This window comes from Janthinobacterium sp. HH106, assembly GCF_001758725.1.
In the GTDB taxonomy this organism is placed as follows: domain Bacteria; phylum Pseudomonadota; class Gammaproteobacteria; order Burkholderiales; family Burkholderiaceae_D; genus Janthinobacterium.
The window spans coordinates 1-23016 of sequence record NZ_LRIC01000073.1 but is presented as its reverse complement, the minus strand read 5'-3'; the positions used below and the strand labels follow the sequence as shown (position 1 = coordinate 23016).

Here is a 23016-nt window from a genome sequence, read left to right as displayed (position 1 = left end):
GTGGCGTCGGGTTACGCCCTGACGGGCTAACCCGACCTGCCCCCCCTACGGCTCGAGCTTGCGCAACGAAGTCAGGAAGGTGGCAGCGTTCTGGAAGCCGATCACGCGCGACTGGGCGATTTCCTGCCCCTGCGGGTTGAACATGATGATGCCCGGCGGGCCGAACAGCTGAAAACGTTTCAGCATGGCCTTGTCGTCCGCGTCATTGGCCGTCACGTCCACCTGCAGCAGCACGGCTTGCCCCATCTTCGCGCGCACGGCGGGGTCGACGAAGGTCAGCTTTTCCATCTCGATGCACGACACGCACCAGTCCGCATAAAAGTCCAGCAAGGCCGGCTTGCCACCCAGCTGCGCCAGTGCCGCATCGAGCTGCGCCACGGTCTTTACCCGCGTAAACGGTTGTGCGTGCACCTGGCCACCGCCGAGGTGTGCCAGCGGCGCCAGCGGATCGCGGCCACCGCTGGCCACGCCGACCAGCTGCATCGCGCCCAGCACGGCAAATACGAGGCCGAAGGCCTTGGCCAGCCAGGCGTGTTGCGCGCCGCTCTTGCCCACCAGCAGATACATGCCGTAGCCGACGAACAAGACCGTCCAGCCCAGCATTTGCACGGCACCCGGCAGCACGGGCGAGACCAGCCACCAGGCCACGCCCAGCTGCAGCACGCCAAAGAAGCGTTTGACGGCATCCATCCACGCGCCGGCGCGCGGCAGCAAGGTGCCGGCCGACACACCCACCAGCAGCAGCGGCACGCTCATGCCCACGGCCATGGCAAACAGGGCGCTGCCGCCGATGACGACGTCGCGCGTCTGGCTGATGTACAGCAAGGCGCCGGCCAGCGGCGCGGCCACGCAGGGCCCCACGATCAGCGCGGAAATGGCGCCCATGACGAACACGCCCGCCAGGCGGCCCGACGATTGCTGGTTCGATACGCTCGTCAGCTTGCCTTGCAGGAAAGCCGGCACTTGCAGCTCATAAAAACCGAACATCGACAAGGCCAGGCCCGCCATCAGCAAGGCAAAGAAGCCCAGCACCCACGGGTTTTGCAGTTGCGCCGCCAGGCCTTCGCCCGCCAGGCCAGCCGCCACGCCCAGCGCCGTGTAGACGATGGCCATGCCCAGCGCGTAGGTCAGCGACAGCAGCAAGCCGCGTGAGCGGCTGACCTTGGCGCCATCGCCGATGATGATCGACGACAAAATCGGCACCATCGGCAGCACGCACGGCGTAAACGCCAGCCCCAGGCCCAGCAGCATGAACAGGGGCACGATGACGAGCAGCTTGCCGCCCTTCAGGGCCGCCTCGATCTTGCCCATCTCGCTTTGCGCGGGCGCGGCGCTTGCCGCCACGGGCGCCGCCGCTACCGGCTCGGACGTGCTGGTGATATCGGCCTGGGGAATGCTCAGCACGGACACACCGGGCGACGCCTGCGCCTGCGGACCGTTGATGGCAGCCGTGTCGACTACGGGCGCGGCGGGCAAGGCGAATTTCGACGGCAGGCCGGCGCCGGGCGCCACGCTCTGGCCGCCGCCCCCGCCCACCAGCTGGGCTGTCGCATCCTGCGGCGCATAGCACAGGCCCTTGTCGGAGCAGCCCTGGCCTGTCGCCTTCAGGGTGAACGCGCCGGCCGCCACAACGGGAATGGTGATGGTCAGGGTCTTGCGGAAGGTTTCCACATTCTTCTGGAAGGTGTCGTCAAACTTGACCTTGCCAGCCGGATACACGGGCGTGCCCAGCTTGGCGCCCACGGCCTCGAACTTGAAGCGCTCGTGGTACATATAGTAGCCGTCGGCGATCACGTAGGTGACGGCGATGGTGGACGGATCCTGCATGCGGGCGGAAAACTTGAACGCCAGTTCCGGATCGAGGAACTCATCGTCAGCGCGGGCATGACTGGCGCCGAAGACGGCCATGGCCAGCAGTAAACAGGCGGCAAGCCAGATCAGCAATTGATGTAATGGAGCGGCGCGCGCGGAGGCGCTGGAGGGGAAACGGGACATGAACTACCTTTTCGACCATTCGACAGAGGACGCGCGGAGCAGGCAGCGCTTGTGCCGGGCCGGCGCGAAAGAAGAATAGTACACCGCTGAAAGGATAGCTGCAGCAGAAAACAAAAAAGCCAGGCTAGGCCTGGCTTTCTCAGATGCAATTACTGGGATTACTCGCCAGCAACTTCAACTGCTTCGGTCGTATCTGGACGATCCATCAGTTCAACGAACGCCATAGGAGCGTTATCGCCGACGCGGAAGCCCATTTTCAGGATACGCACATAACCACCGTTACGGTTGGCGAAACGTGGGCCCAGTTCAGCGAACAGTTTGACGACCATTTCACGGTCGCGCAGGCGGTTGAAGGCCAGACGCTTGTTTGCCAGGGAGTCGGTTTTGCCCAGGGTCAGAATTGGCTCGACAACGCGGCGCAGTTCTTTTGCTTTTGGCAGGGTGGTTTTGATCGCTTCGTGACGCAGCAGCGATACTGTCATGTTGCGCAGCATTGCCAGACGGTGGGACGAGGTACGATTCAGTTTACGGAGGCCGTGACCGTGACGCATGATAAATCCTTTCGGTGAGTGTTTAAATTCCAGCTCTTCGATCAATGAGGCAGAAGCTTCATCGCGGGCCGGTTTGGTACTACAAAATAAAAGCCTGGGACACCTGTCCCAGGCAGTTTGCTACAACTACGAATTACTTTTCCAGGCCGGCAGGCGGCCAGTTTTCCAGCTTCATGCCCAAGGTCAAGCCGCGCGATGCCAGCACTTCCTTGATTTCGTTCAGGGACTTGCGGCCCAGATTTGGCGTTTTCAGCAGTTCGTTTTCCGAACGTTGGATAAGGTCGCCGATGTAGTAGATGTTTTCCGCTTTCAGGCAGTTTGCCGAACGCACGGTCAACTCCAGGTCGTCGACTGGACGCAACAGGATAGGATCGACCAGCGGAGCGCGCGATGGCGCTTCGGCGGCAGCTTCCGTGCCTTCCAGGGCAGCGAACACATTCAACTGGTCCACCAGGACGCGGGCCGACTGGCGGATCGCTTCTTCCGGCGAGATCACGCCGTTGGTTTCGATGTTGATGATCAGCTTGTCCAGGTCGGTACGCTGTTCAACGCGGGCCGATTCAACGAAGTACGATACACGGCGCACTGGCGAGAACGATGCATCGAGAATGATGCGGCCGATGGTCTTGTTCGTGTCTTCCGACAGGCGACGCACGTTACCAGGAACGTAGCCGCGGCCTTTTTCAACCTTGATCTGCATGTCCAGCTTGCCACCAGCGGTCAGGTGGGCGATCACGTGGTCAGGGTTGATCAGTTCGACGTCATGCGGCAGGTCGATGTCGGAGGCCAGGATCGCGCCTTCGCCTTCTTTTTTCAGGGTCAGGGTTACCGAATCGCGGTTGTGGACTTTGAAAACCACACCCTTCAAGTTCAGCAACAGATCGACGACGTCTTCTTGCACGCCATCGAGGGAGGAATATTCGTGGACGACGCCAGCGATCGTCACTTCGGTCGGCGCGTAGCCTACCATCGACGACAGCAGAACGCGGCGCAACGCGTTACCCAATGTGTGGCCATAGCCGCGCTCGAACGGTTCCATCACGACCTTGGCGTGACCTGCACCGAGAGCTTCAACATCGATAATACGTGGCTTCAACAAACTGTTTTGCATGAAATGTCCTTTTCAATACCCTCGGCTCATTACACCGATAAGGCTGATGGCATTAGTGAAACGCCCACTTTACAAAAGCAAAGTGGGCGGAGATCTTGCTACTGACTACTATTAACGCGAGTACAGCTCGACGATCAGCGATTCGTTGACGTCGTTAGCGATTTCGTTACGCTCTGGCAGGGACTTGAAGGTACCTTCCATTTTCTTGGCATCAACCGAAACCCAGCTAGGCATACCAACTTGTTCAGCCAGCGACAGTGCTTCAACGATACGCACTTGCTTTTTCGATTTTTCACGAACAGCAACGATGTCGCCAACCTTGACTGCGTACGAAGCGATGTTCACAACGATACCGTTCACGGTGAACGCTTTGTGGCTGACCAATTGACGCGCTTCAGCGCGGGTCGAGCCAAAGCCCATGCGGTAGCAAACGTTGTCCAGACGCGTTTCCAGCAACTTCAACAGCGTTTCGCCGGTGTTGCCTTTACGACGGTCTGCTTCAGCGAAGTAGCGGCGGAATTGACGTTCCAGCACGCCGTACATGCGCTTGACTTTTTGCTTTTCGCGCAGTTGGTTACCGTAGTCCGAGGTGCGGGCGCCGGATTTGACACCGTGCTGGCCTGGCTTGACGTCCAGTTTGCACTTGCTGTCCAGCGAGCGACGGGCGCTCTTCAGGAACAGGTCTGTACCTTCACGGCGGGAAAGTTTTGCTTTAGGTCCGATATAACGTGCCACGATACTTCCTTTTTTTAAATGATAACGCCCCAGCCACATGCATGATCAAACACACTGATGCGGTTAGGCGCTAGTCTGATTTGGTTTCAATCAGACGGTGGCTGAAAACGAAAAACCCGTCAAACAGAATTTGACAGGCAAGAACAGCCGGGCAGTATAACCGTTTCCGGCTCCCTGCTCCAGCGTTTTCACACAACTGTACTGAGTTACAACAGACAGCAAAGCAGCTGGCGCCGAAGCGCCCTCTGCAACACTATCTTAGATACGACGACGTTTCGGTGGACGGCAACCGTTGTGCGGTACCGGCGTCACGTCCTGGATCTCGGTGATCTTGATGCCCAGGTTGTTCAGCGCGCGAACGGCGGATTCACGACCAGGACCTGGGCCCTTGATACGTACTTCCAGGTTCTTGACGCCACACTCAACAGCCACTTTACCAGCGGCTTCCGCGGCGACCTGCGCTGCGAACGGGGTCGATTTGCGCGAACCCTTGAAGCCTGCACCGCCGGAGGTAGCCCACGACAAGGCATTGCCTTGACGATCGGTGATGGTAATGATGGTGTTATTGAACGATGCGTGGACATGTGCGATGCCTTCAGCGACGTTCTTTTTAACTTTTTTACGCACGCGTGCTGATGCGGCGTTATTTTGCGACTTAGCCATAATTATTCCCTAGCGGATTATTTTTTCAGCGATTGAGCGGCTTTACGCGGTCCCTTGCGGGTACGTGCGTTCGTACGCGTACGCTGGCCACGGCAAGGCAGACCCTTACGATGACGCATGCCGCGGTAGCAACCCAGATCCATCAAACGCTTGATGTTCATGGACAGTTCACGACGCAGATCGCCTTCGACGATGAATTTACCTACTTCATCGCGCAGCTTTTCCAGTTCGCTGTCATCCAGATCTTTGATCTTTTTGTTGGTTGCTACACCGGTCGATGCACAGATTTTCTCTGCGCGTGGACGGCCCACACCGTAGATGGCCGTCAGGCCGATAACGGTATGCTGATGATTTGGGATATTAACCCCTGCAATACGTGCCATTTGTTATTCCTCGATTAACCTTGACGCTGCTTGTGACGTGGTTCCACGCAGATTACGCGGACTACGCCTTTGCGCTTGATGATCTTGCAGTTGCGGCAGATCCGCTTGACTGATGCGAGAACTTTCATTTTGGGGCTCTTTCTTTCGCTTCTTTGGTTTGATTCAGTGTGTTACTTGGTACGGAACACAATGCGGGCTCGGCTCAGGTCGTACGGCGTTAACTCCACCGTCACCTTGTCTCCAGGGAGAATGCGAATATAGTTCATCCGCATTTTACCTGAAATATGCCCGAGCACCACGTGTCCGTTCTCCAGCTTCACTCGAAATGTTGCATTTGGGAGATTCTCAAGAATCTCGCCCTGCATCTGTATGACGTCGTCTTTTGCCATTCGGTATGTTTACCGCGCTTAACGCGTCGGAATTCCGCCCTTGAAATTTGCTTTGCGCAGCAGTGAATCATATTGCTGCGACATCACGTAGTTCTGTACTTGCGCCATGAAATCCATGGTGACAACTACAATAATCAATAAAGAAGTACCGCCGAAATAGAATGGTACTTTCCACTGGGCTTGCATAAATTCCGGCAATAAACACACCAGGGTGATGTAGACTGCGCCGGCAAGTGTCAAGCGTGTCAGGATCTTGTCGATGTAACGGGCTGTCTGCTCGCCTGGACGGATCCCGGGAATGAACGCACCGCTTTTCTTCAAGTTATCCGCTGTTTCCTTGCTGTTAAATACCAGCGCTGTATAGAAGAAACAGAAAAACACGATCGCCACTGCGTACAACAGCGCATGGATAGGCTCACCAGGCCCCATCGATGCTGCCAAATCTTTCAAGAACCGCACCGCAGGGTTAGCGTTGTCGGCGCCCTTTGAAAACCAGTCCACGATAGTGGCCGGGAACAAGATGATCGAAGAAGCAAAGATCGGCGGGATCACGCCGGCCATGTTCAGCTTCAACGGCAAATGGCTGGTTTGACCGCCATAAATCTTGTTGCCTACCTGGCGCTTCGCGTAATTGACCAATATTTTGCGCTGACCACGTTCAACGAATACAACGAAGTACGTTACCAGTGCTACCAGAATCACGATGAAAATCGCGCTGAAGCTGCCGATCGAACCATTCGACACCTGAGTGAACAAGCCACCCAACGCCGACGGCAGACCTGCTGCAATCCCGGCAAAAATGATGATCGAGATGCCATTCCCCAAGCCACGCTCGGTAATTTGCTCACCCAACCACATCAAAAACATTGTTCCGGTCAACAAAGTGACGACCGTCACGAAGCGGAATGCAAGACCAGGTTCCAACACCAGACCAGCTTGCGACTCCAGTGCGACTGCAATGCCTAACGCTTGGAACAGTGCCAGGGCAACCGTGAAATACCGGGTGTACTGGGTGATCTTGCGACGACCTGCTTCGCCTTCTTTTTTCAACGCTTCCATCTGCGGTGACACGATCGACAGCAATTGCATGATGATCGAGGCCGAGATATAAGGCATGATACCCAGCGCAAACACTGTAAAACGAGACAAGGCACCGCCCGAGAACATGTTGAACATGCCCAGGACGCCGCCTTCGTGCTCCTTGAACAGCGAGGCTAATTGTGTCGGGTCAATCCCGGGAACCGGGACGTGAGCACCGATACGATAAACCACCAATGCGCCAAGCAAAAACCAGAGCCGTCCCCAAGGGAAACCGGCCGCTGCACTTTTAGCAAGTTGTGGATTAGTCGCCAATTTTCGCTCCGATCAAGCTGTTAGCGGTCAACTCAGGCTACCGAGCCGCCGGCTGCTTCGATGGCGGCTTTCGCGCCAGCGGACACTTTCAAGCCCTTCAAATTCACCGCTTTGGTGATTTCGCCGGACAAGATCACGCGCACGTCACGGGCCAACACGCCCAGAACGCCAGCTTGCTTCAAGACCAGAATGTCGACATCGCCAACAGCCAGGTTGTTCAGATCGGACAGGCGCACTTCAGCTTTGAAGGTTGCGTGCATCGATTTGAAACCGCGCTTAGGCAGACGGCGTTGCAGAGGCATCTGACCGCCTTCGAAACCGACTTTATGAAAGCCGCCCGAACGCGATTTCTGACCTTTGTGACCACGACCCGAGGTTTTACCCAGGCCGGAGCCGATACCGCGACCGACGCGACGCTTGTAGTGCTTAGCGCCTTCGGCTGGTGCAATAGTATTCAATTCCATGATTTGCTCCGTTCGTGTAAGCCCGAAGGCTTACCCGACAACTTTAACGAGATACGATACTTTATTGATCATGCCGCGTACGGATGGGGTGTCTTGCAATTCGGAAACCGAATTTACACGACGCAGACCCAGACCGCGCACGGTAGCGCGATGCGATTCGCGCGTACCGATCAAGCCCTTGACCAATTGCACTTTGACTGTGTTTGTCATTTTGTCCACCTTAAGCCAGAATGTCTTCGACCGACTTGCCGCGTTTGGCAGCGATATCGGAAGCAGTGCTCATTTTCGACAGGCCGTCCAGCGTAGCGCGTACCAGGTTGTATGGGTTGTTCGAACCGGTGGATTTCGCCACCACGTCCGTCACGCCCATCACTTCGAAGATAGCGCGCATTGCGCCACCAGCGATAACGCCAGTACCAGGCTTAGCTGGGTTCATCAGGACCTTGGAGGCGCCGTGACGACCAACAACCGTGTGATGCAAGGTGCCGTTTTTGAGCGGTACTTTGATCAGGTTGCGACGGGCTTCTTCCATTGCCTTCTGCACGCCAACTGGCACTTCTTTCGATTTGCCCTTGCCCATGCCGACGCGGCCATCGCCATCACCAACTACGGTCAGCGCGGCGAAACCCATGATACGACCACCCTTGACCACTTTGGTCACGCGGTTGATCGCGATCATTTTTTCGCGCATGCCATCATCCGGCTTGTCGCTTTGCATTTTTGCTTGCATTTTTGCCATGATTGATCCTTAGAACTTCAGACCGGCTTCGCGTGCGGCTTCTGCCAACGCTTTCACACGGCCGTGGTAACGGAAACCGGAGCGGTCAAACGCAACTTCGGTAATCCCTGCTTTCAACGCTTTTTCAGCGACGCGCTTGCCGATCAAGGCTGCAGCAGCGGCATTGCCGCCTTTGCCGGATTGGCCTGCCAGTTCAGCGCGAACTTCCGCTTCAGCCGTCGAGGCCGAAACCAGGACTTTAGCGTCCGGGCTGATCAGGTTGGCGTAAATGTGCAGGTTGGTGCGATGCACCGACAAGCGATTTACTTTCAATTCCGCAATCTTGATGCGGGTTTGGCGTCCGCGGCGAAGCCGTGATTCTTTCTTATCCATCGTCAGCCCCTAATTACTTCTTCTTGGTTTCTTTAAGCTTAACCACTTCGTCCGCATAGCGAACGCCCTTGCCCTTGTAAGGCTCAGGGGAGCGGTAAGCACGAACTTCAGCGGCTACCTGGCCAACCTGTTGACGGTCGATACCTTTAATCAGGATCTCGGTCGGGGTTGGTGTTGCGCAGGTAACGCCAGCTGGCATGTCATGCACTACAGGGTGCGAGAAACCCAGGGACAGATTCAACTTGTCGCCTTGAGCTTGCGCCTTGTAACCCACGCCTACCAGGTTCAGCTTTTTCTCGAAACCCTTGGTGACGCCAACAACCATGTTGTTGACCAGTGCGCGCAGCGTGCCGGACATGGCATTGGCTTCGCGGCTGTCGTTCGCCACGTCGAAACTCAGGGTTCCTGCATTGTTTTCCACTTTGACCTGGCCGGTGAGGGCCTGGGAAAGTACGCCCAGCGGGCCTTTTACGGTGATCGCTTGTGCGGAGATGGCGACTTCGGCGCCAGCTGGCACTACGATAGGCATTTTAGCTACTCGAGACATGTGTAACTCCTTAAGCCACGTAGCAAATAACTTCGCCGCCGACACCGGTAGCGCGTGCTTTGCGGTCAGTCATGACGCCTTGCGGAGTCGACACGATCGCCACACCCAAGCCATTCATCACAACAGGGATCTCGTCTTTACCCTTGTAGACGCGCAGACCCGGACGGGACACGCGCTCCAAGCGCTCAATGACGGGACGGCCAACATAATACTTCAAACCGATTTTCAGTTCCGCTTTGCCACCAGCTTCGGCAACAGCGAAATCTTCAATGTAACCCTCGTCCTTCAGGACGCTGGCAATCGCAATTTTGACTTTCGACGATGGCATGGCCACGGTCGTCTTTTGCACGCCTTGTGCATTGCGAATGCGGGTCAGCATATCGGCGATAGGATCGCTCATACTCATTGCATATTCTCCTATTACCAGCTTGCTTTTGTCATACCCGGAATTTCACCACGCATGGCGAATTCACGGAGCTTGATACGACCCAGACCGAATTTACGGAATGTGCCGCGCGGACGACCAGTGATGGCGCAACGGTTACGTTGACGCGTCGGGTTCGAGTTACGTGGCAGCGCCTGCAATTTCAGGCGAGCTTCGTAGCGCTCTTCTTCCGATTTCGATTGGTCATCGACGATGGCCTTGAGAGCTTCGCGCTTAGGGGCGAATTTCGCCACCAGGTCAGCACGCTTGATCTCACGATTAATCAGTGACAGTTTGGCCATGATCAGTTCCTGAAAGGGAATTTAAAGGCGGCGAGCAAAGCTTTGGCTTCGTCATCGGTCTTAGCGGTTGTCGTGATGCTGATATTCATACCGCGCAACGCGTCAATCTTGTCGTATTCGATTTCAGGGAAAATGATCTGTTCCTTGACACCGATGTTGTAGTTGCCACGACCATCAAATGCACGGCCGTTCACACCACGGAAATCGCGTACGCGCGGCAGAGCCACGGTAATGAAGCGATCCAGGAACTCGTACATGCGAGCGCCGCGCAGGGTGACCATCGTACCGATCGGGTAACCTTCACGGATTTTGAAGCCTGCGATCGCTTTGCGGGACTTGGTGGTCACTGGCTTCTGGCCGGCGATCTTGGTCAAGTCAGCAACTGCGTGCTCGAGAACTTTTTTATCCGCGATAGCCTCACCAACACCCATGTTCAGGGTGATCTTGGTCAGGCGTGGAACTTCCATTACCGACTTGTAACCAAACTTGCTGGTCAGGTCGGCAACGACTTTTTCTTTATAGAATTCTTGGAGACGTGCCATGATTTCTTAAGCCTTCACTACTTCGCCGGAGGATTTAAAGATGCGAACTTTCTTGCCGTCCACTTCTTTGAAACCCACGCGATCTGCCTTGCCAGTCGCTGCATTAAACAATGCAACGTTGGACACGTGAATTGGCATGGTCTTATCGACGATACCACCAGTTACGCCAGTCATCGGGTTTGGCTTAGTCGCTTTTTTAGCGATGTTAATGCCGTCAACCACGATATGTTCAGCATCGATACGCTGCTGTACCACACCACGTTTGCCCTTGTCTTTCCCGGTCAGAACGATGACTTCGTCGTTTTTACGAATCTTATCCATTACGACTCCTTACAGGACTTCCGGTGCCAGGGACACGATTTTCATGAACTTCTCAGTGCGCAGTTCGCGCGTGACAGGTCCAAAAATACGGGTACCGATCGGTTCCAGCTTGGCGTTCAACAGAACGGCGGCGTTGCCGTCGAACTTCACCAGGGAACCGTCTTGGCGGCGAACACCTTTAGCGGTGCGCACAACCACGGCGTTATAAATTTCACCTTTTTTGACACGGCCACGTGGCGCAGCAACCTTAACGGTTACCTTGATCACATCGCCAATGCCAGCATAACGGCGCTTGGAGCCGCCCAATACCTTGATGCACATTACTTCTTTGGCACCGGTATTGTCAGCCACTTCGAGCCGGCTTTCAGTTTGAATCATAGTATTCTCTTTCCCAACTTAAGCCGAAGAATCCACACAATGTAGACCCACGGTCAGTCTTGGTCCCGCCAGAGCCGCCCTGCTGGGCTTCACTGTTTGGGTGCATGACCTTCATACATCAACTGACCGCGAATGCTACTGTCTGTGGCCAGACACTTTGCGGCGTTACATGAACGAAGCCCGCAAGTATTACATACAATTTGCGGGCCTGCAAGTACTAATTAAAAGCCACCGCCGAAACGGTGGTTTTTATTTAAACGGTTGGTGCGGCTTGAACCACACGTGTCACCGTCCATGCCTTCGTTTTGGAGATCGGGCGACCTTCCTGGATCTCGACCGTGTCACCGGCCTTGACTTGGTTGGTCTCGTCATGCGCGTGATACTTGTTCGAGCGCATGATGATCTTGCCATACAAAGGATGTTTTACGTGGCGCTCGATCAGAACGGTAACGGTCTTGTCCATCTTGTCCGAAACCACTTTACCGATCAGCGTGCGCTTGAGCGACTGTTTCACTGGTTCGTTCATTTGGCTTCCTTCAGATTCATTACCGTCTTCACACGCGCGATATCGCGGCGTACCTTCTTGAGCTGCGAAGTGTTGCTCAGCTGCTGCGTAGCGATTTGCATGCGCAGGCCGAACTGTGCCTTCAACAGGTCATTCAGCTCTTTTTGCAGAGCTGGCTGGTCCTTGCCGCGGAGTTCAGATGCTTTCATATACAACTCCAATTATTGGCCGACTTGGCGGATGACAAACGTCGTCGCCAGTGGCAGTTTAGCGGCGGCAAGACGGAATGCTTCCCGTGCCAGCGCTTCATCAACGCCATCCATTTCGTACAGTACTTTGCCTGGCTGAATTTCAGCGACGTAGTACTCAGGATTACCTTTACCGTTACCCATACGGACTTCAGCCGGTTTGTTCGAAATCGGTTTGTCCGGGAAAATACGGATCCAGATACGGCCACCGCGCTTGATGTGACGCGTCATTGCACGACGCGCCGCTTCAATTTGACGCGCAGTGATACGACCGCGCGCAACTGCCTTCAGACCGAATTCGCCAAACGACACGGCGGTGCCGCGGCTGTGCGAAATACCGGTGTTACGGCCTTTCTGCTCTTTACGATACTTTCTGCGTGCTGGTTGCAGCATGATTATTCTCCTGCTTTCTCAGCTGGTGCTGCTGCGGCGGCCGGTTTAGCGGCGGTACGCACACGTGCACCTGGTGCTGTGGATGGTTTCGCACCGGCACCGGCTGGACGTGGACGGCCAGCTGGCTTGCCATCGTCACGGCGTGGGCCGCGGCTTTTCTTCTCGTCAGCTGGGGTATCGATGACTGGTGCATCGCCGTTAGGCGCGCGGTCACCTTTGTATACCCACACCTTGACACCGATGATGCCGTAGGTGGTCGACGCTTCGCTGGTACCGTAGTCGATATCGGCGCGCAGGGTATGCAGAGGCACGCGGCCTTCGCGGTACCACTCTTTACGCGCGATTTCGATACCGTTCAGACGGCCGGACGACATGATCTTGATACCGAGAGCACCCAGGCGCATTGCATTTTGCATTGCACGCTTCATGGCGCGGCGGAACATGATCCGTTTTTCCAGCTGCTGAGCGATCGAATCGGCGATCAGTTGCGAGTCGATTTCTGGCTTGCGAATTTCTTCGATGTTCACGTGAACAGGCACGCCCATGATCTTGGTCAGCGCGGACTTCAGTACTTCGATGTCTTCGCCTTTTTTACCAATGACCACGCCTGGACGCGAGCTGTAGATCGTGAAGCGCGCGTTCTTGGCTGGGCGCTCGATAACGATGCGGCCAACGGAAGCGTTCTTCAGTTTCTTTTTCAGGTAAGCACGTGCTTTCAAGTCTTCGTTCAGCATGGCAGCGAAATTACCGTTGCCTGCATACCAGCGCGAAGCCCAGTTACGGGTGACCGCCAGACGGAAACCGGTTGGATGAATTTTCTGACCCATCGTGGCTCCTTAGTTACCGACAGTCACGTAAACGTGACAGGATTGTTTCGAAATACGGTCGCCACGGCCTTTTGCACGCGCGGTGAAGCGCTTCAGGACCGGGCCCTTTTCGACGTAGATCGTTTTCACGAACAATTCGTCGATGTCCGCGCCATCATTGTGCTCGGCATTCGCAATAGCGGATTCCAGAACGCGTTTGATGATCGCAGCACCTTTTTTCGGGCTGAATTGCAAGATGTTGAGTGCAGCGTCAACTTTCTTGCCACGGATCAGGTCAGCAACCAGGCGGCCCTTTTGGTCCGACAGGCGCACACCTTTGAGGATAGCTTTAGTTTCCATTATTTCTTAGCCTTTTTGTCAGCTGCATGGCCCTTGAACGTACGGGTCAGTGCGAATTCGCCGAGCTTGTGACCAACCATGTTTTCGGAAACATAAACCGGCACGTGCAGCTTGCCGTTATGCACCGCGATCGTCAGGCCGATGAAGTCAGGCATGATTGTCGAACGACGCGACCAGGTTTTGATTGGCTTTTTGTCTTTGGCTGCTTGTGCGGCTTCAACTTTTTTCACCAGGTGGGCGTCACAGAACGGCCCTTTTTTCAATGAACGTGTCATGTGCTACCCCTTATTTCTTGCCGCGGCGCGAGACGATCATGGAAGTAGTACGCTTGTTGCTGCGTGTCTTCTTACCCTTGGTCTGTTGGCCCCATGGCGAAACTGGATGACGACCAGCTGCTGTTTTACCTTCACCACCACCGTGCGGGTGATCGACCGGGTTCATGACCACACCGCGAACGGTAGGACGAACACCGCGCCAGCGCATCGCACCAGCTTTACCGATTTTACGCAGGCTATGCTCGGCATTGCCGACTTCACCAACCGTTGCACGGCACTCGATGTGCACGCGACGTACTTCACCCGAGCGCAGACGCACTTGAGCGTAGGTACCTTCACGTGCCATCAGCACAACGCCAGCGCCGGCGGTACGTGCCATTTGGGCACCTTTACCTGGCAGCATTTCAACGCAATGCATCACGGTACCGACTGGGATGTTACGGATTGGCAAGCAGTTACCCGATTTGATCGGTGCTTCCGAACCGTTCATCACGCTGTCGCCAACGGCCATGCCTTTGGTTGCGATGATGTAGTGACGTTCGCCGTCGGCGTAGCACAACAGAGCGATATTCGCGGTGCGGTTTGGATCGTATTCGATACGTTCCACTTTCGCTGGAATACCATCTTTGGTGCGCTTGAAGTCGATCAAGCGGTAGTGTTGCTTATGACCACCACCGATATGACGGGTGGTGATGTGACCGTTGTTGTTACGACCAGCGGTCTTGGATTTCTTTTCAACCAGGGCAGCGAACGGACGACCTTTGTACAGGTCGGCATTCACCACCTTCACCATGCCGCGACGGCCTGGCGAGGTTGGTTTCATCTTAACGAGTGCCATTATGCAGCCTCCTCGGAGAAGTTGATTTCCTGGCCAGGCTTCAGGCACACGAAAGCACGCTTGGTATGGTTACGACGACCGTTGAACTTGCCGGTGCGCTTTTGCTTACCTTCGCGGTTTGCAGTTTGCACGGACAGAACTTCAACCTTGAACAGCAGTTCGACCGCTGCCTTGATTTCAGGCTTGGTTGCATCCGGCAGTACGCGGAATACAATTTGCTCGTTCTTTTCCGCGACCATGGTGGCCTTTTCGGAAATCACGGGCGCCAACAGCACCTTCATCAAGCGTTCTTCGCTATGTTTCAAAATCGCGCTCATGCCAGCATCTCCTCAATCTTGGCCAATGCAGCTTTGGTGACCAGGATCTTCTTGTAGAACACCAGGGACATCGGGTCTGCGTGACGTGGCTCAACGACGAGTACGTTAGGCAGGTTGCGCGATGCCAGTTCCAGGTTTTCGTTCAGAACGTCGGTGATGATCAGAACCGAATCAAAGCCCAGGCCGTTCAATTTTTGCGACAGCAGCTTGGTTTTTGGCGCGTCGATCGTCAGATCGTCGATGACGATCAGGCGCTCTTCGCGAGCCAGCTGCGACAGGATCGAGCAGATACCTGCGCGATACATCTTTTTGTTCACTTTGTGGGTGAAGTTTTCGTCAGGCGAGTTCGGGAAAATCCGACCACCGCCGCGCCACAGTGGCGACGACGACATACCAGCACGAGCGCGGCCGGTACCTTTTTGGCGCCATGGCTTTTTCGTCGTGTGGTGAACTTCTTCACGATCTTTTTGCTTGCGGTTACCACTACGTGCATTCGCTTGATAAGCGATGACGACTTGGTGGATCAGCGCTTCATTGTAGTCACGGCCGAAAATCGTATCGGCTGCAGCAACGTTCGAGGCGGCTTGACCTTGCGCATTCAGAAGCTTGAGTTCCATCGTTTAAGCTCCCTTCTTGGCTTTGGTTTTGATGGCTGGCGAGACAACTACCTGGCCATTTTTCGCACCTGGAATCGCGCCTTTGACCAGCAGCAGCTGACGGTCGGCATCGATACGGGCGATCACGAGGTTCTGGATCGTACGGTTAACGTCACCCAGATGACCGGTCATGCGCTTACCAGGGAAAACGCGACCTGGATCTTGTGCCATACCGATGGAACCTGGAACGTTGTGCGAACGCGAGTTACCGTGCGTTGCACGGCCAGAAGCGAAGTGGTAACGTTTGATAACGCCTGCATAGCCTTTACCGATGGTAACGCCTTGCACGTCGATCTTTTGACCGACTTCGAACAGGGAAGCAGCGACAACATCGCCAGCTTTCAGTTCAGCGGCTTTGGCAGCGTCGACACGGAACTCTTTCAACAGAGTACCGGCTTCAACGCCAGCTTTAGCGTGATGACCAGCAACAGCTTTGGTCACGCGGGAAGCGCGACGTTGACCGAATGCGACCTGAACAGCGGAGTAGCCATCTGTTTCAGGGGTTTTGATTTGCGCAACACGGTTGTTCGATACGTCCAACACGGTGACCGGGATCGAATCCCCTTCATCCGTGAAAATGCGCATCATACCAACCTTGCGACCGAGAAGGCCTAGGCTCATTTTTTCTCCATTCCCACCTGCGATTGGGCGGGGCTTGTTTAACTACAAAGTAACGTAGGACTCAAAAAAGACGAATCCATACCGAAGCCGGCTAGTATATAGCACAAAAACCCTTGACGCAACAAGTTAACACGAGGTATGTCAAAGTGTTGCGCGACGCCCCTGCGGGAGTTGTCGGCACCCCTGAAAAACGCTGCCGCAAGGCAATTTAACAGGCGCAAAGCACGGCGGCATGCGCCCTTGCGGGCGATGGCAGAAAGACACAGGGCGCGCCATGGCATGCGCGCCCTGCTCCACTCATCCTGGGCGTGGCACCCGGAAAAGCTTATTGCTGGCAGTTGATCAGGCAATGTTCGTACAGGTCCTCGCAGATCGGGCTGCCGCCGAGGTGCGCCCGGCAATTCGCCACTTTTTGCCCGCACTCGCTATAGCACTGCGTGACGTCGCCGGCGGCAAACGCGTACGAGGCGCTCAGGCCCAACGCAAACAGAAAAACCATCGTCTTCTTGATCATATTGCATCTCCGTTTTATCGGATGGACAAACAACCAGGACGCCACGCCATCCTCGCACCGCCCCGGGCAGACGCCACGGCGCCCGCCATTCCCTAAAAAGCAATGCCAATAGCATACCGCAAACAATACCAACCAACTACCAATTAATGCTGCAGTTCTTTCCCCGCGCAAAATGCAAAAGCCAGCCCGGGCATATCACTGTCCGAGCTGGCTGCAAGGTGGCGCATGGCGCCCAGGTAAGTCTTACTCTTGCGGCGCTCCTTTGCCAATCTGATACCAGTCCACCTTGCGCGTCGCCACCATGATGGCGGCCAGCACGGCAAACAGCAGGATGCTGCCCATCACCAGCGCATTGTTTTCCGAGCTCAGCAAGCCATACAGGGCGCCATATAGCATGGTCAGCCCCACGCCGAAGCCGATCCCGCGCCAGGCGTTGTGCAGCACGTGCACCAGATAAAAGCTGGTCAGCACGATACAGGCGGCGCTGGCGATCAGGTAGGCGGCCAGGAAGGCGATGTGTTCCGCCAGGCCCACCAGCAGCAGGAAGAAGATCACCAGCGACAGGCCCACCAGCAGGTACTGCACCGGGTGGATCGGCAGGCTTTTCAGGATTTCAAAGATGAAGAAGGCGGCAAAGGTCAGCGCCACGAACAGCAAGCCATATTTGGTGGCCCGGTCCGATTGCGAATACACGTTCACCGGCTCGATGAAGCCCACGCTGAAGCGGTCGATCTGGCCCAGCGGCGCACTGTCGGGCACCTTGAACTCGCCCTCGATCGTGCTCAGCTGCGTTTGCGCATTGGTGGCCAGCGAGGAGATGCTCCACTCGACCTGAAAGCCATCGGCGTTGATCTGGCGGAATTTCGGCGACGGCAGGAAGCGCCCGCCAAACTGCGGATGCGGCCAGTTCGACTTGATGCTGATCTGACTGTTTTTCGCCACCGGCACGAAGTGCTGGCGTTCGATGCCGTCGAGGCCCAGATCAAAACTGAAGTGCACCTGCTGCGGTGCCGTCAAAGGCATGGCGCCCAGCGGCGCATGCAGGCCGCTGCGGAAGGCAAACAGGTCGGTGCCCTGCTCGAACTCGATCTTCTGGCCGCCCCAGTCGATTTTCGGAATATTACGGATACCGCGCACGTCCTCGATGGACAGGGCCACGAACGGCGCACCCAGGGTCACGCGCGAATCCGGCGACTTGCGCGGCAGCTGGCTGCCGGCAGGCACCGTGAAGTCGCCCTTGAACGCGTGCTGGCCGCTGTAGACCAGCACCTGGTGGATGCCGCGGTAGCGGCGGTCCGTGTCGATGTTACCGTTGAGCAGTAAATTGTTCGGGTAGACAAGCAGACGGCGCTGCACCGTGCGGCGCAACAACTCCGTGCGCACCGCCGATTTCGCTTCCTTGTCATCGCCCTTGGCCACCTCCACGCGCTCTTCATACTGCTCCGTGTAGGGAATCACCAGGATGGGGCCGATGATGGTTTGTTCGCGCACCGAATCGGCGGCGATGCTGTTGACGGCTTCCTGGCGGAATTCCATCCGCTCCTTGATCGTTTCCTGAATCATCAGCAAAGGCAGGCCGATTATCAGCATCAGGCCGAACACGATCAACGCTTTGACTAACAGAGTTTTTTGCATGGCGCATCCTTGAAGTAAGGCGGCCAGTGTAAAAAAGCTGTATGCGCTGACGATGCAGTCCGTGTGAAGCGGGCAAATAAAATGCGCTAAGAGTGTGCTAGGCCAGCGGCAGGCACAGGCGCGCGCAGGCGCCACCGTCCGCATGATTGAGCACCTCGACCGTGCCGCCGTGCAAGGAAGCGACCTCGCGCACGAAGGGCAGGCCCAGGCCCGTGCTCTTGCCAGTGCTCGGGCGCGGCAGAGAGTAGAAACGCTCGAAGACGCGCTCCAGCGCATACGCGGGGATGCCTGCGCCGCGGTCGCGCACGGCGATTTCCACGTGCGTGCCCTGGCGATGCGCCGTCACATCGATGCAGCTGCCCGGCGGCGCAAAGCCGGCCGCGTTGTCGAGCAGATTGCCCAGCGCCTGGCGCAGCAGCAAGGCATCGCCGTCCACACTCGCCTCGTCCGCCTGAAGCTGCAGGCGCACGCCGCGCGCCGCCAGCGTGGCGGCCGCATCCTGCGCCACTTGCGCGAGCAGGGGCCCCAGCGCGATGCGCTCGGGGTGGTCGAGGCGCTGCTGCTTCTCCACGCGCACGAGGGCCAGCAGCTTGTCGATCAATTGCCGCTGGCGCGCGTTCTGCTCGAGGATACTGGCAAGGAACTGGCGCCGCTCGGCCGGCGGCATGTCTTCCTGCAGCAACTCGGCCGAGGCCTGGATGGCGGCGATCGGGCTTTTCAATTCATGCGTCAGCGTATGCATCAGCTGCTCCACGTATTCCTTGCCTTCCAGGCGCGTGCGCATCGCTTCCAGCGCCCGTCCCAGGGTGCCGATCTCGTTCGTGCCCAGCGCCGGCAGCGCCACCTTGCGCCCCGCTTCCACATCGCCGATATAGGTCATCAGCTTGCCCAGCGCATGGTGCAGCCACCACGCGAACGCCAGGCCGATCAGCAGCGACAGCAGCAACAGCACGGCACCGCGCTGCAGGATCTTGCGCTGGCTGCGCTCGACAAACGCTTGCACGCTGGCGTTCGGCTTGGCCACCGTCAGCACGCCGATGACCTCATTGCCGTCGCGAATCGGCGCGGCCACGTGCATCACGGTCGACATCTCGTCGTCGGGCCGGCTGCGCGTGCTGCGCGCGCCATACTTGCCCTGCAAGGTCAGATACACGTCATTCCAGCGCGAATAGTCGCGCCCCACGTCGCGCCCGCTGGAATCGAACAGCACAATGCCGTGCCGGTCCGTGATGGTGATGCGGTAATCGAGCGTGCGCTTGCGCACGCCATTGATATTGACGTCCACGCCATGGCGCGCGTAATCCTGCATGCGCGCGGCCACGGGCGACTGCGCCAGCGTGCCCGCCTTCACGTCGGGCGCCACCAGGCTGGCCAGAAGCTGCGAGGTGTCGACCAGGGTGTCTTCCAGGGTCGAGCGCACGCCCGGCTTGACCTGCTCCATGAAGACATTCAGCAGGAACCACGCGGCCAGTCCGACGATCAGGAAGTAGCCGAGCAGAATGCGCAGGCCGATCTTCATGCGCCGGCCAGGCTGTAGCCGAGGCCACGGTGGGTGTGGATGGGATCGGCCTGCGCATCGACGGCGCGCAGCTTGGCGCGCAGCGATTTGACATGCGCATCGACCGTGCGCTCGAGCGTGTCGGGCGCCCCGCTCCACACGCGCTCCATCAGCTGCGCGCGCGACAGCACGTGGCCCGGATGCGCGAGCAGGGTTTTCAGCAACAGGTATTCATAGCGGGTCAGGTCCAGCGGCTGGCCGTGAAACAGTACCCGCGCCTCGAGCGCGCGCAACTCGAAGCGCGCCGGCGCGGTCGCGACGACAGGCGCAGCTATCGTCATGCCCGCCTCGCGCGGCGCCTGGGCGACGCCTGCGCGGCGCAGGATGACGCGGATGCGCGCCACCAGTTCGCGCGGCGAAAACGGTTTGGTGACGTAATCGTCGGCGCCGATTTCCAGGCCGACGATACGGTCGATCTCGTCGCTGCGGGCCGTCAGGAAGATCACGGGCACCTCGGAAAACTGGCGCAGCCGGCGGCATACTTCCAGCCCGCTCATGTCAGGCAAGCCCACGTCGAGCACCACGAGAACAGGCGTCTGAGCGTCTTCGCCGGACATGGGGCGCAGCGCGGCCAGGGCGTGCTCGCCCAACATCACATGGCGCGGCGTAAAGCCGTCCGTGCGCAGGGCATAGGCGATGCTGTCGGCAATCGCCTGTTCATCTTCCACGATCAGGACAGTCTTGGACATGGCGGCGGCACGCATTAGTGGACAAGCCCGGAGTATCCCTGAAGCATGCAAGCGGCGTCAATCCGGCGTCCATCGCGTGCGCCGGCGAAAAGCCACCCGCCCCAAAAAACTTGGAGTATATTTATTACGGCATGACTCCGCCGATACACCGTGTTTGACACCCGTCCGAGGAGACTATGAAGACCCATACCATCAGCCTGCTATGCGCTGTCAGCCTGCTGGCCGCCTGCGCGGCGCCAGCGACACTCGCCACCTCCAACGCACAACAAGATGCCTGTAACGCGGCCGAACGCAAGGGCCAGTTTGGCGAAGCGGAACTGGCTTGCGTACAGGCGCTGCGCAGCGCCGAGCAGGCCGGGGCCGGCGCGGACATCGTCTCGCAGCGCCAGTCCAACCTGGGCCGCATCAAGCGCTTGCAGGGCAAGAATGCCGAAGCGGAGCAACTGTACCGGCAAGCCCTGGCCACGGAGGAGGCGGCGCAGCCGCGCAGCGATGCGCGCGTCGGCCGCCGCATGGTGGAACTGGCGTCGGCCCTGGCCGCGCAAGGCAAATGGCAGGAAGGCACGGGCTATCTGGAACGCGTGCTGCCGCTGCTGCCGAAGCTGTCGCCCGGCTCGCGCACGTATTCGGCGGAAGTGCTGCGCCAGTACGCCAAACAGCTGCAGGGCGGCCCGCAAGCAGCGCTGGGCGCGCGCTTCGAGGCGGTGGCGGCCAGCCTGTAATAAGCGACTGCCTGCGCCTAAGGCTGGGCCACGTGGATGCTGGCCTTGATGTGCTTGAGGTGGGCCACGATGGTGAACGTCATCACCACCAGCAGCGACCATGAGCTCCATTTGCTGACGTGCACCACCGACCACGCGCCAAGCTGGTTCGGATAGCGCCACACGCCCCAGAAGGTGCTGATGTTTTCGGCCAGCCAGATGAAGAAGCCGACCAGCACGAAACCGAGCAGCAGGGGCATGCTGCGGTCGCGGTCGAGCGGGCGGAACACCACGGTGGTGCGCGCATACAAGCCCAGCGCACAGGCGGCCAGGTACCAGCGATAGTCGCCGATGTAGTGGTGGGTAAAGAAGTTAGCGTAGATCAGCAGCGCGATCAGCACCGCCATCCAGTACGGCGGATGGTGGCGGATCCGCATGTCGAGCAGGCGCCAGGTCTGGATGATGTAGCTGCCCACGGCCGCATACATGAAGCCGGAAAACAGGGGAACGCCAAACACCTTGGTGTAGGCAAAGTCGGGATAGCTCCACGACTGTATCGTCCCCGACACCTTGAACACCTCCAGCGCGAAGCCGACCGCATGAAACAGGCAGATGGCTTTCAATTCATCCCACGTTTCCAGCCCGCTCCAGACCATCGCGCCCTGGATCGCCAGCGCTACCAGCAGCAGCACGTCATAGCGCGGCAGGCCGAACAGGCCGGCGCGCGGCACCAGGAACACGGCAGCAAAAAACAGTCCCACAAACAGGCATGACCTCGCCTCCTTGATGCCGAAATACAAAAATTCGGTCAGGAAGCGCGGCCAGCCGCGCAGGCGCTGACGGGGAGTTGCATTGAGCAGGTGGGTATCGAGGGCGTTGAGCATGCGGCAACTTTATCGGGCGGGCGCGGCACTGTAAAGTGGTTTTGCACGGCACAAAAGCAATGGGGCCGGGCGCACTCACGATCGTGAGCAGGCCCGGCCCCATCTCAGGCGGCGGGATACCCCGCCAGCCTTCTTAAAAACGATTATTGCAGTTTGATTTCGACATCAACACCAGCTGGCAGGTCCAGCTTCATCAGCGCGTCAACGGTTTTGTCCGTTGGGTCAACGATGTCCATCAGGCGTTGGTGCGTACGGATCTCGAACTGATCGCGCGAAGTTTTGTTGACGTGCGGGGAACGCAGCACATCGAAACGCTGAATACGGGTAGGCAGTGGTACTGGGCCTTTGACGACAGCGCCGGTGCGCTTCGCGGTCTCAACGATTTCCAGAGCGGACTGGTCGATCAGCTTGTAATCGAAAGCCTTCAGGCGGATACGGATTTTTTGGTTTGGTGCCGACATGATATTTCCTTAAAAGAACGAACCGCGCGGTTTGCACGGCAATGAGGTCATACGGGAATTTCTGACGCAACAACCGTCAGGGTCGACATGATAGCACCAAAATGCTTGCCAACCCCGGCAGTTGAATAAAAAGAAGGGCGCCGGGCGACGACGCGTCTTCTTTTATATTCGCTCAATAATTAAGCGATGATTTTTGCAACAACACCAGCGCCGACGGTACGGCCGCCTTCGCGGATAGCGAAGCGCAGACCTTCTTCCATCGCGATCGGGTTGATCAGCTTGACGG

Annotated in this window: 36 protein-coding genes and 1 pseudogene; 1 reads left to right on the top strand and 36 read right to left on the bottom strand. The window is 57.6% G+C overall.

The window, feature by feature from the left end; translation table 11 throughout:
* Nucleotides 1-45 precede the first annotated feature (45 nt).
* From dsbD to creB, 33 genes are all read right to left on the bottom strand, one after another.
* On the bottom strand, nt 46-1995 hold the full coding sequence (dsbD, locus tag JAB8_RS26830; RefSeq protein ID WP_083287958.1) for a protein-disulfide reductase DsbD: 1950 nt from the start codon (nt 1993-1995) through the stop codon (nt 46-48).
* Between the two features lie 158 nt (nt 1996-2153).
* A complete protein-coding gene (gene rplQ / locus JAB8_RS26825) occupies nt 2154-2546 on the bottom strand; it encodes a 50S ribosomal protein L17 (protein ID WP_034753219.1) in 393 nt (130 codons plus the stop codon).
* 133 nt (nt 2547-2679) lie between these two features.
* The gene (gene rpoA, locus JAB8_RS26820) at nt 2680-3657 is read right to left on the bottom strand and encodes a DNA-directed RNA polymerase subunit alpha (protein WP_008444343.1); all 978 of its coding nucleotides are present in this window, start codon (nt 3655-3657) and stop codon (nt 2680-2682) included.
* Nucleotides 3658-3768: 111 nt separating this feature from the next.
* Nucleotides 3769-4392, bottom strand: a complete 624-nt coding sequence (gene rpsD / locus JAB8_RS26815) for a 30S ribosomal protein S4 (protein WP_010394478.1) — start codon at nt 4390-4392, stop codon at nt 3769-3771.
* 258 nt (nt 4393-4650) lie between these two features.
* Nucleotides 4651-5055 (bottom strand): 30S ribosomal protein S11, encoded by a 405-nt coding sequence (gene rpsK, locus JAB8_RS26810; protein WP_010394475.1) that lies wholly within the window; start codon nt 5053-5055, stop codon nt 4651-4653.
* A gap of 17 nt (nt 5056-5072) precedes the next feature.
* Nucleotides 5073-5438: a 30S ribosomal protein S13 gene (gene rpsM / locus JAB8_RS28420; protein ID WP_046681666.1), complete on the bottom strand. Its 366-nt coding sequence runs from the start codon at nt 5436-5438 to the stop codon at nt 5073-5075.
* A 14-nt stretch (nt 5439-5452) separates the two neighbouring features.
* Nucleotides 5453-5566 carry a 50S ribosomal protein L36 gene (rpmJ, locus tag JAB8_RS28415; RefSeq protein ID WP_010394471.1) on the bottom strand — a complete coding sequence of 38 codons (114 nt, stop codon included), beginning with the start codon at nt 5564-5566 and terminating at the stop codon, nt 5453-5455.
* Nucleotides 5567-5608: 42 nt separating this feature from the next.
* Nucleotides 5609-5827: a translation initiation factor IF-1 gene (gene infA / locus JAB8_RS26800; RefSeq protein WP_005663428.1), complete on the bottom strand. Its 219-nt coding sequence runs from the start codon at nt 5825-5827 to the stop codon at nt 5609-5611.
* An 18-nt stretch (nt 5828-5845) separates the two neighbouring features.
* Nucleotides 5846-7180 carry a preprotein translocase subunit SecY gene (gene secY, locus JAB8_RS26795; protein WP_010394438.1) on the bottom strand — a complete coding sequence of 445 codons (1335 nt, stop codon included), beginning with the start codon at nt 7178-7180 and terminating at the stop codon, nt 5846-5848.
* 32 nt (nt 7181-7212) lie between these two features.
* Nucleotides 7213-7644: a 50S ribosomal protein L15 gene (gene rplO / locus JAB8_RS26790; RefSeq protein WP_034753211.1), complete on the bottom strand. Its 432-nt coding sequence runs from the start codon at nt 7642-7644 to the stop codon at nt 7213-7215.
* Between the two features lie 30 nt (nt 7645-7674).
* Nucleotides 7675-7854 (bottom strand): 50S ribosomal protein L30, encoded by a 180-nt coding sequence (gene rpmD / locus JAB8_RS28410; protein WP_010394435.1) that lies wholly within the window; start codon nt 7852-7854, stop codon nt 7675-7677.
* Between the two features lie 10 nt (nt 7855-7864).
* The gene (rpsE, locus tag JAB8_RS26785; protein WP_010394433.1) at nt 7865-8383 is read right to left on the bottom strand and encodes a 30S ribosomal protein S5; all 519 of its coding nucleotides are present in this window, start codon (nt 8381-8383) and stop codon (nt 7865-7867) included.
* A gap of 9 nt (nt 8384-8392) precedes the next feature.
* Nucleotides 8393-8755 (bottom strand): 50S ribosomal protein L18, encoded by a 363-nt coding sequence (rplR, locus tag JAB8_RS26780; protein ID WP_010394431.1) that lies wholly within the window; start codon nt 8753-8755, stop codon nt 8393-8395.
* Nucleotides 8756-8768: 13 nt separating this feature from the next.
* Nucleotides 8769-9302 carry a 50S ribosomal protein L6 gene (gene rplF, locus JAB8_RS26775; protein WP_065310145.1) on the bottom strand — a complete coding sequence of 178 codons (534 nt, stop codon included), beginning with the start codon at nt 9300-9302 and terminating at the stop codon, nt 8769-8771.
* A 10-nt stretch (nt 9303-9312) separates the two neighbouring features.
* Nucleotides 9313-9708: a 30S ribosomal protein S8 gene (rpsH, locus tag JAB8_RS26770; protein WP_034753208.1), complete on the bottom strand. Its 396-nt coding sequence runs from the start codon at nt 9706-9708 to the stop codon at nt 9313-9315.
* A 14-nt stretch (nt 9709-9722) separates the two neighbouring features.
* A complete protein-coding gene (gene rpsN, locus JAB8_RS26765) occupies nt 9723-10028 on the bottom strand; it encodes a 30S ribosomal protein S14 (RefSeq protein ID WP_010394423.1) in 306 nt (101 codons plus the stop codon).
* Nucleotides 10029-10030: 2 nt separating this feature from the next.
* Nucleotides 10031-10570 (bottom strand): 50S ribosomal protein L5, encoded by a 540-nt coding sequence (gene rplE / locus JAB8_RS26760; protein ID WP_010394421.1) that lies wholly within the window; start codon nt 10568-10570, stop codon nt 10031-10033.
* 6 nt (nt 10571-10576) lie between these two features.
* Nucleotides 10577-10891, bottom strand: coding sequence for a 50S ribosomal protein L24 (gene rplX, locus JAB8_RS26755; RefSeq protein WP_034753204.1), 315 nt, complete (start codon nt 10889-10891; stop codon nt 10577-10579).
* Between the two features lie 9 nt (nt 10892-10900).
* Nucleotides 10901-11269 carry a 50S ribosomal protein L14 gene (gene rplN / locus JAB8_RS26750; RefSeq protein ID WP_008444317.1) on the bottom strand — a complete coding sequence of 123 codons (369 nt, stop codon included), beginning with the start codon at nt 11267-11269 and terminating at the stop codon, nt 10901-10903.
* Between the two features lie 253 nt (nt 11270-11522).
* A complete protein-coding gene (gene rpsQ, locus JAB8_RS26745) occupies nt 11523-11795 on the bottom strand; it encodes a 30S ribosomal protein S17 (protein ID WP_010394415.1) in 273 nt (90 codons plus the stop codon).
* Complete coding sequence (rpmC, locus tag JAB8_RS26740) at nt 11792-11983, bottom strand: 50S ribosomal protein L29 (protein WP_010394412.1); 192 nt, start codon at nt 11981-11983, stop codon at nt 11792-11794. The genes rpsQ and rpmC overlap by 4 nt, the downstream gene beginning before the upstream one ends.
* A 12-nt stretch (nt 11984-11995) precedes the next feature.
* Nucleotides 11996-12415, bottom strand: coding sequence for a 50S ribosomal protein L16 (gene rplP / locus JAB8_RS26735; RefSeq protein ID WP_034753201.1), 420 nt, complete (start codon nt 12413-12415; stop codon nt 11996-11998).
* A 2-nt stretch (nt 12416-12417) separates the two neighbouring features.
* The gene (rpsC, locus tag JAB8_RS26730; protein WP_034753199.1) at nt 12418-13242 is read right to left on the bottom strand and encodes a 30S ribosomal protein S3; all 825 of its coding nucleotides are present in this window, start codon (nt 13240-13242) and stop codon (nt 12418-12420) included.
* Between the two features lie 9 nt (nt 13243-13251).
* Nucleotides 13252-13584 carry a 50S ribosomal protein L22 gene (gene rplV, locus JAB8_RS26725; protein WP_170840583.1) on the bottom strand — a complete coding sequence of 111 codons (333 nt, stop codon included), beginning with the start codon at nt 13582-13584 and terminating at the stop codon, nt 13252-13254.
* Nucleotides 13581-13856: a 30S ribosomal protein S19 gene (gene rpsS, locus JAB8_RS26720; RefSeq protein ID WP_008444295.1), complete on the bottom strand. Its 276-nt coding sequence runs from the start codon at nt 13854-13856 to the stop codon at nt 13581-13583. The genes rplV and rpsS overlap by 4 nt, the downstream gene beginning before the upstream one ends.
* A 10-nt stretch (nt 13857-13866) precedes the next feature.
* Complete coding sequence (gene rplB / locus JAB8_RS26715) at nt 13867-14694, bottom strand: 50S ribosomal protein L2 (RefSeq protein ID WP_034753198.1); 828 nt, start codon at nt 14692-14694, stop codon at nt 13867-13869.
* A complete protein-coding gene (gene rplW / locus JAB8_RS26710; protein ID WP_010394398.1) occupies nt 14694-15011 on the bottom strand; it encodes a 50S ribosomal protein L23 in 318 nt (105 codons plus the stop codon). The genes rplB and rplW overlap by 1 nt, the downstream gene beginning before the upstream one ends.
* Nucleotides 15008-15628 (bottom strand): 50S ribosomal protein L4, encoded by a 621-nt coding sequence (gene rplD, locus JAB8_RS26705; protein WP_034753197.1) that lies wholly within the window; start codon nt 15626-15628, stop codon nt 15008-15010. Before rplD ends, rplW begins: the two co-directional genes overlap by 4 nt.
* Nucleotides 15629-15631: 3 nt before the next feature.
* Nucleotides 15632-16288 carry a 50S ribosomal protein L3 gene (rplC, locus tag JAB8_RS26700; RefSeq protein ID WP_010394393.1) on the bottom strand — a complete coding sequence of 219 codons (657 nt, stop codon included), beginning with the start codon at nt 16286-16288 and terminating at the stop codon, nt 15632-15634.
* 325 nt (nt 16289-16613) lie between these two features.
* On the bottom strand, nt 16614-16802 hold the full coding sequence (locus JAB8_RS26695; RefSeq protein WP_070221705.1) for a hypothetical protein: 189 nt from the start codon (nt 16800-16802) through the stop codon (nt 16614-16616).
* A gap of 243 nt (nt 16803-17045) precedes the next feature.
* Nucleotides 17046-18437 carry a cell envelope integrity protein CreD gene (gene creD / locus JAB8_RS26690; RefSeq protein WP_070292327.1) on the bottom strand — a complete coding sequence of 464 codons (1392 nt, stop codon included), beginning with the start codon at nt 18435-18437 and terminating at the stop codon, nt 17046-17048.
* 97 nt (nt 18438-18534) lie between these two features.
* Complete coding sequence (gene creC / locus JAB8_RS26685; protein ID WP_070292326.1) at nt 18535-19956, bottom strand: two-component system sensor histidine kinase CreC; 1422 nt, start codon at nt 19954-19956, stop codon at nt 18535-18537.
* Nucleotides 19953-20684, bottom strand: a complete 732-nt coding sequence (gene creB / locus JAB8_RS26680) for a two-component system response regulator CreB (RefSeq protein WP_070292463.1) — start codon at nt 20682-20684, stop codon at nt 19953-19955. Before creB ends, creC begins: the two co-directional genes overlap by 4 nt.
* Nucleotides 20685-20860: 176 nt before the next feature.
* Between creB and JAB8_RS26675 the strand changes: the two genes are divergently transcribed.
* Nucleotides 20861-21406, top strand: a complete 546-nt coding sequence (locus JAB8_RS26675) for a tetratricopeptide repeat protein (protein ID WP_070292325.1) — start codon at nt 20861-20863, stop codon at nt 21404-21406.
* A 17-nt stretch (nt 21407-21423) separates the two neighbouring features.
* Here JAB8_RS26675 and JAB8_RS26670 read toward each other — a convergent pair whose 3' ends face one another.
* From JAB8_RS26670 to JAB8_RS28405, 3 genes and pseudogenes are all read right to left on the bottom strand, one after another.
* Entirely contained in the window at nt 21424-22269 is an 846-nt protein-coding gene (locus JAB8_RS26670) for a DUF817 domain-containing protein (RefSeq protein ID WP_070221709.1), read from the bottom strand.
* A 143-nt stretch (nt 22270-22412) separates the two neighbouring features.
* Nucleotides 22413-22730 (bottom strand): 30S ribosomal protein S10, encoded by a 318-nt coding sequence (gene rpsJ / locus JAB8_RS26665; RefSeq protein WP_010394389.1) that lies wholly within the window; start codon nt 22728-22730, stop codon nt 22413-22415.
* A 179-nt stretch (nt 22731-22909) separates the two neighbouring features.
* Nucleotides 22910-23016, bottom strand: a pseudogene (locus JAB8_RS28405) (elongation factor Tu); the annotation flags it as partial.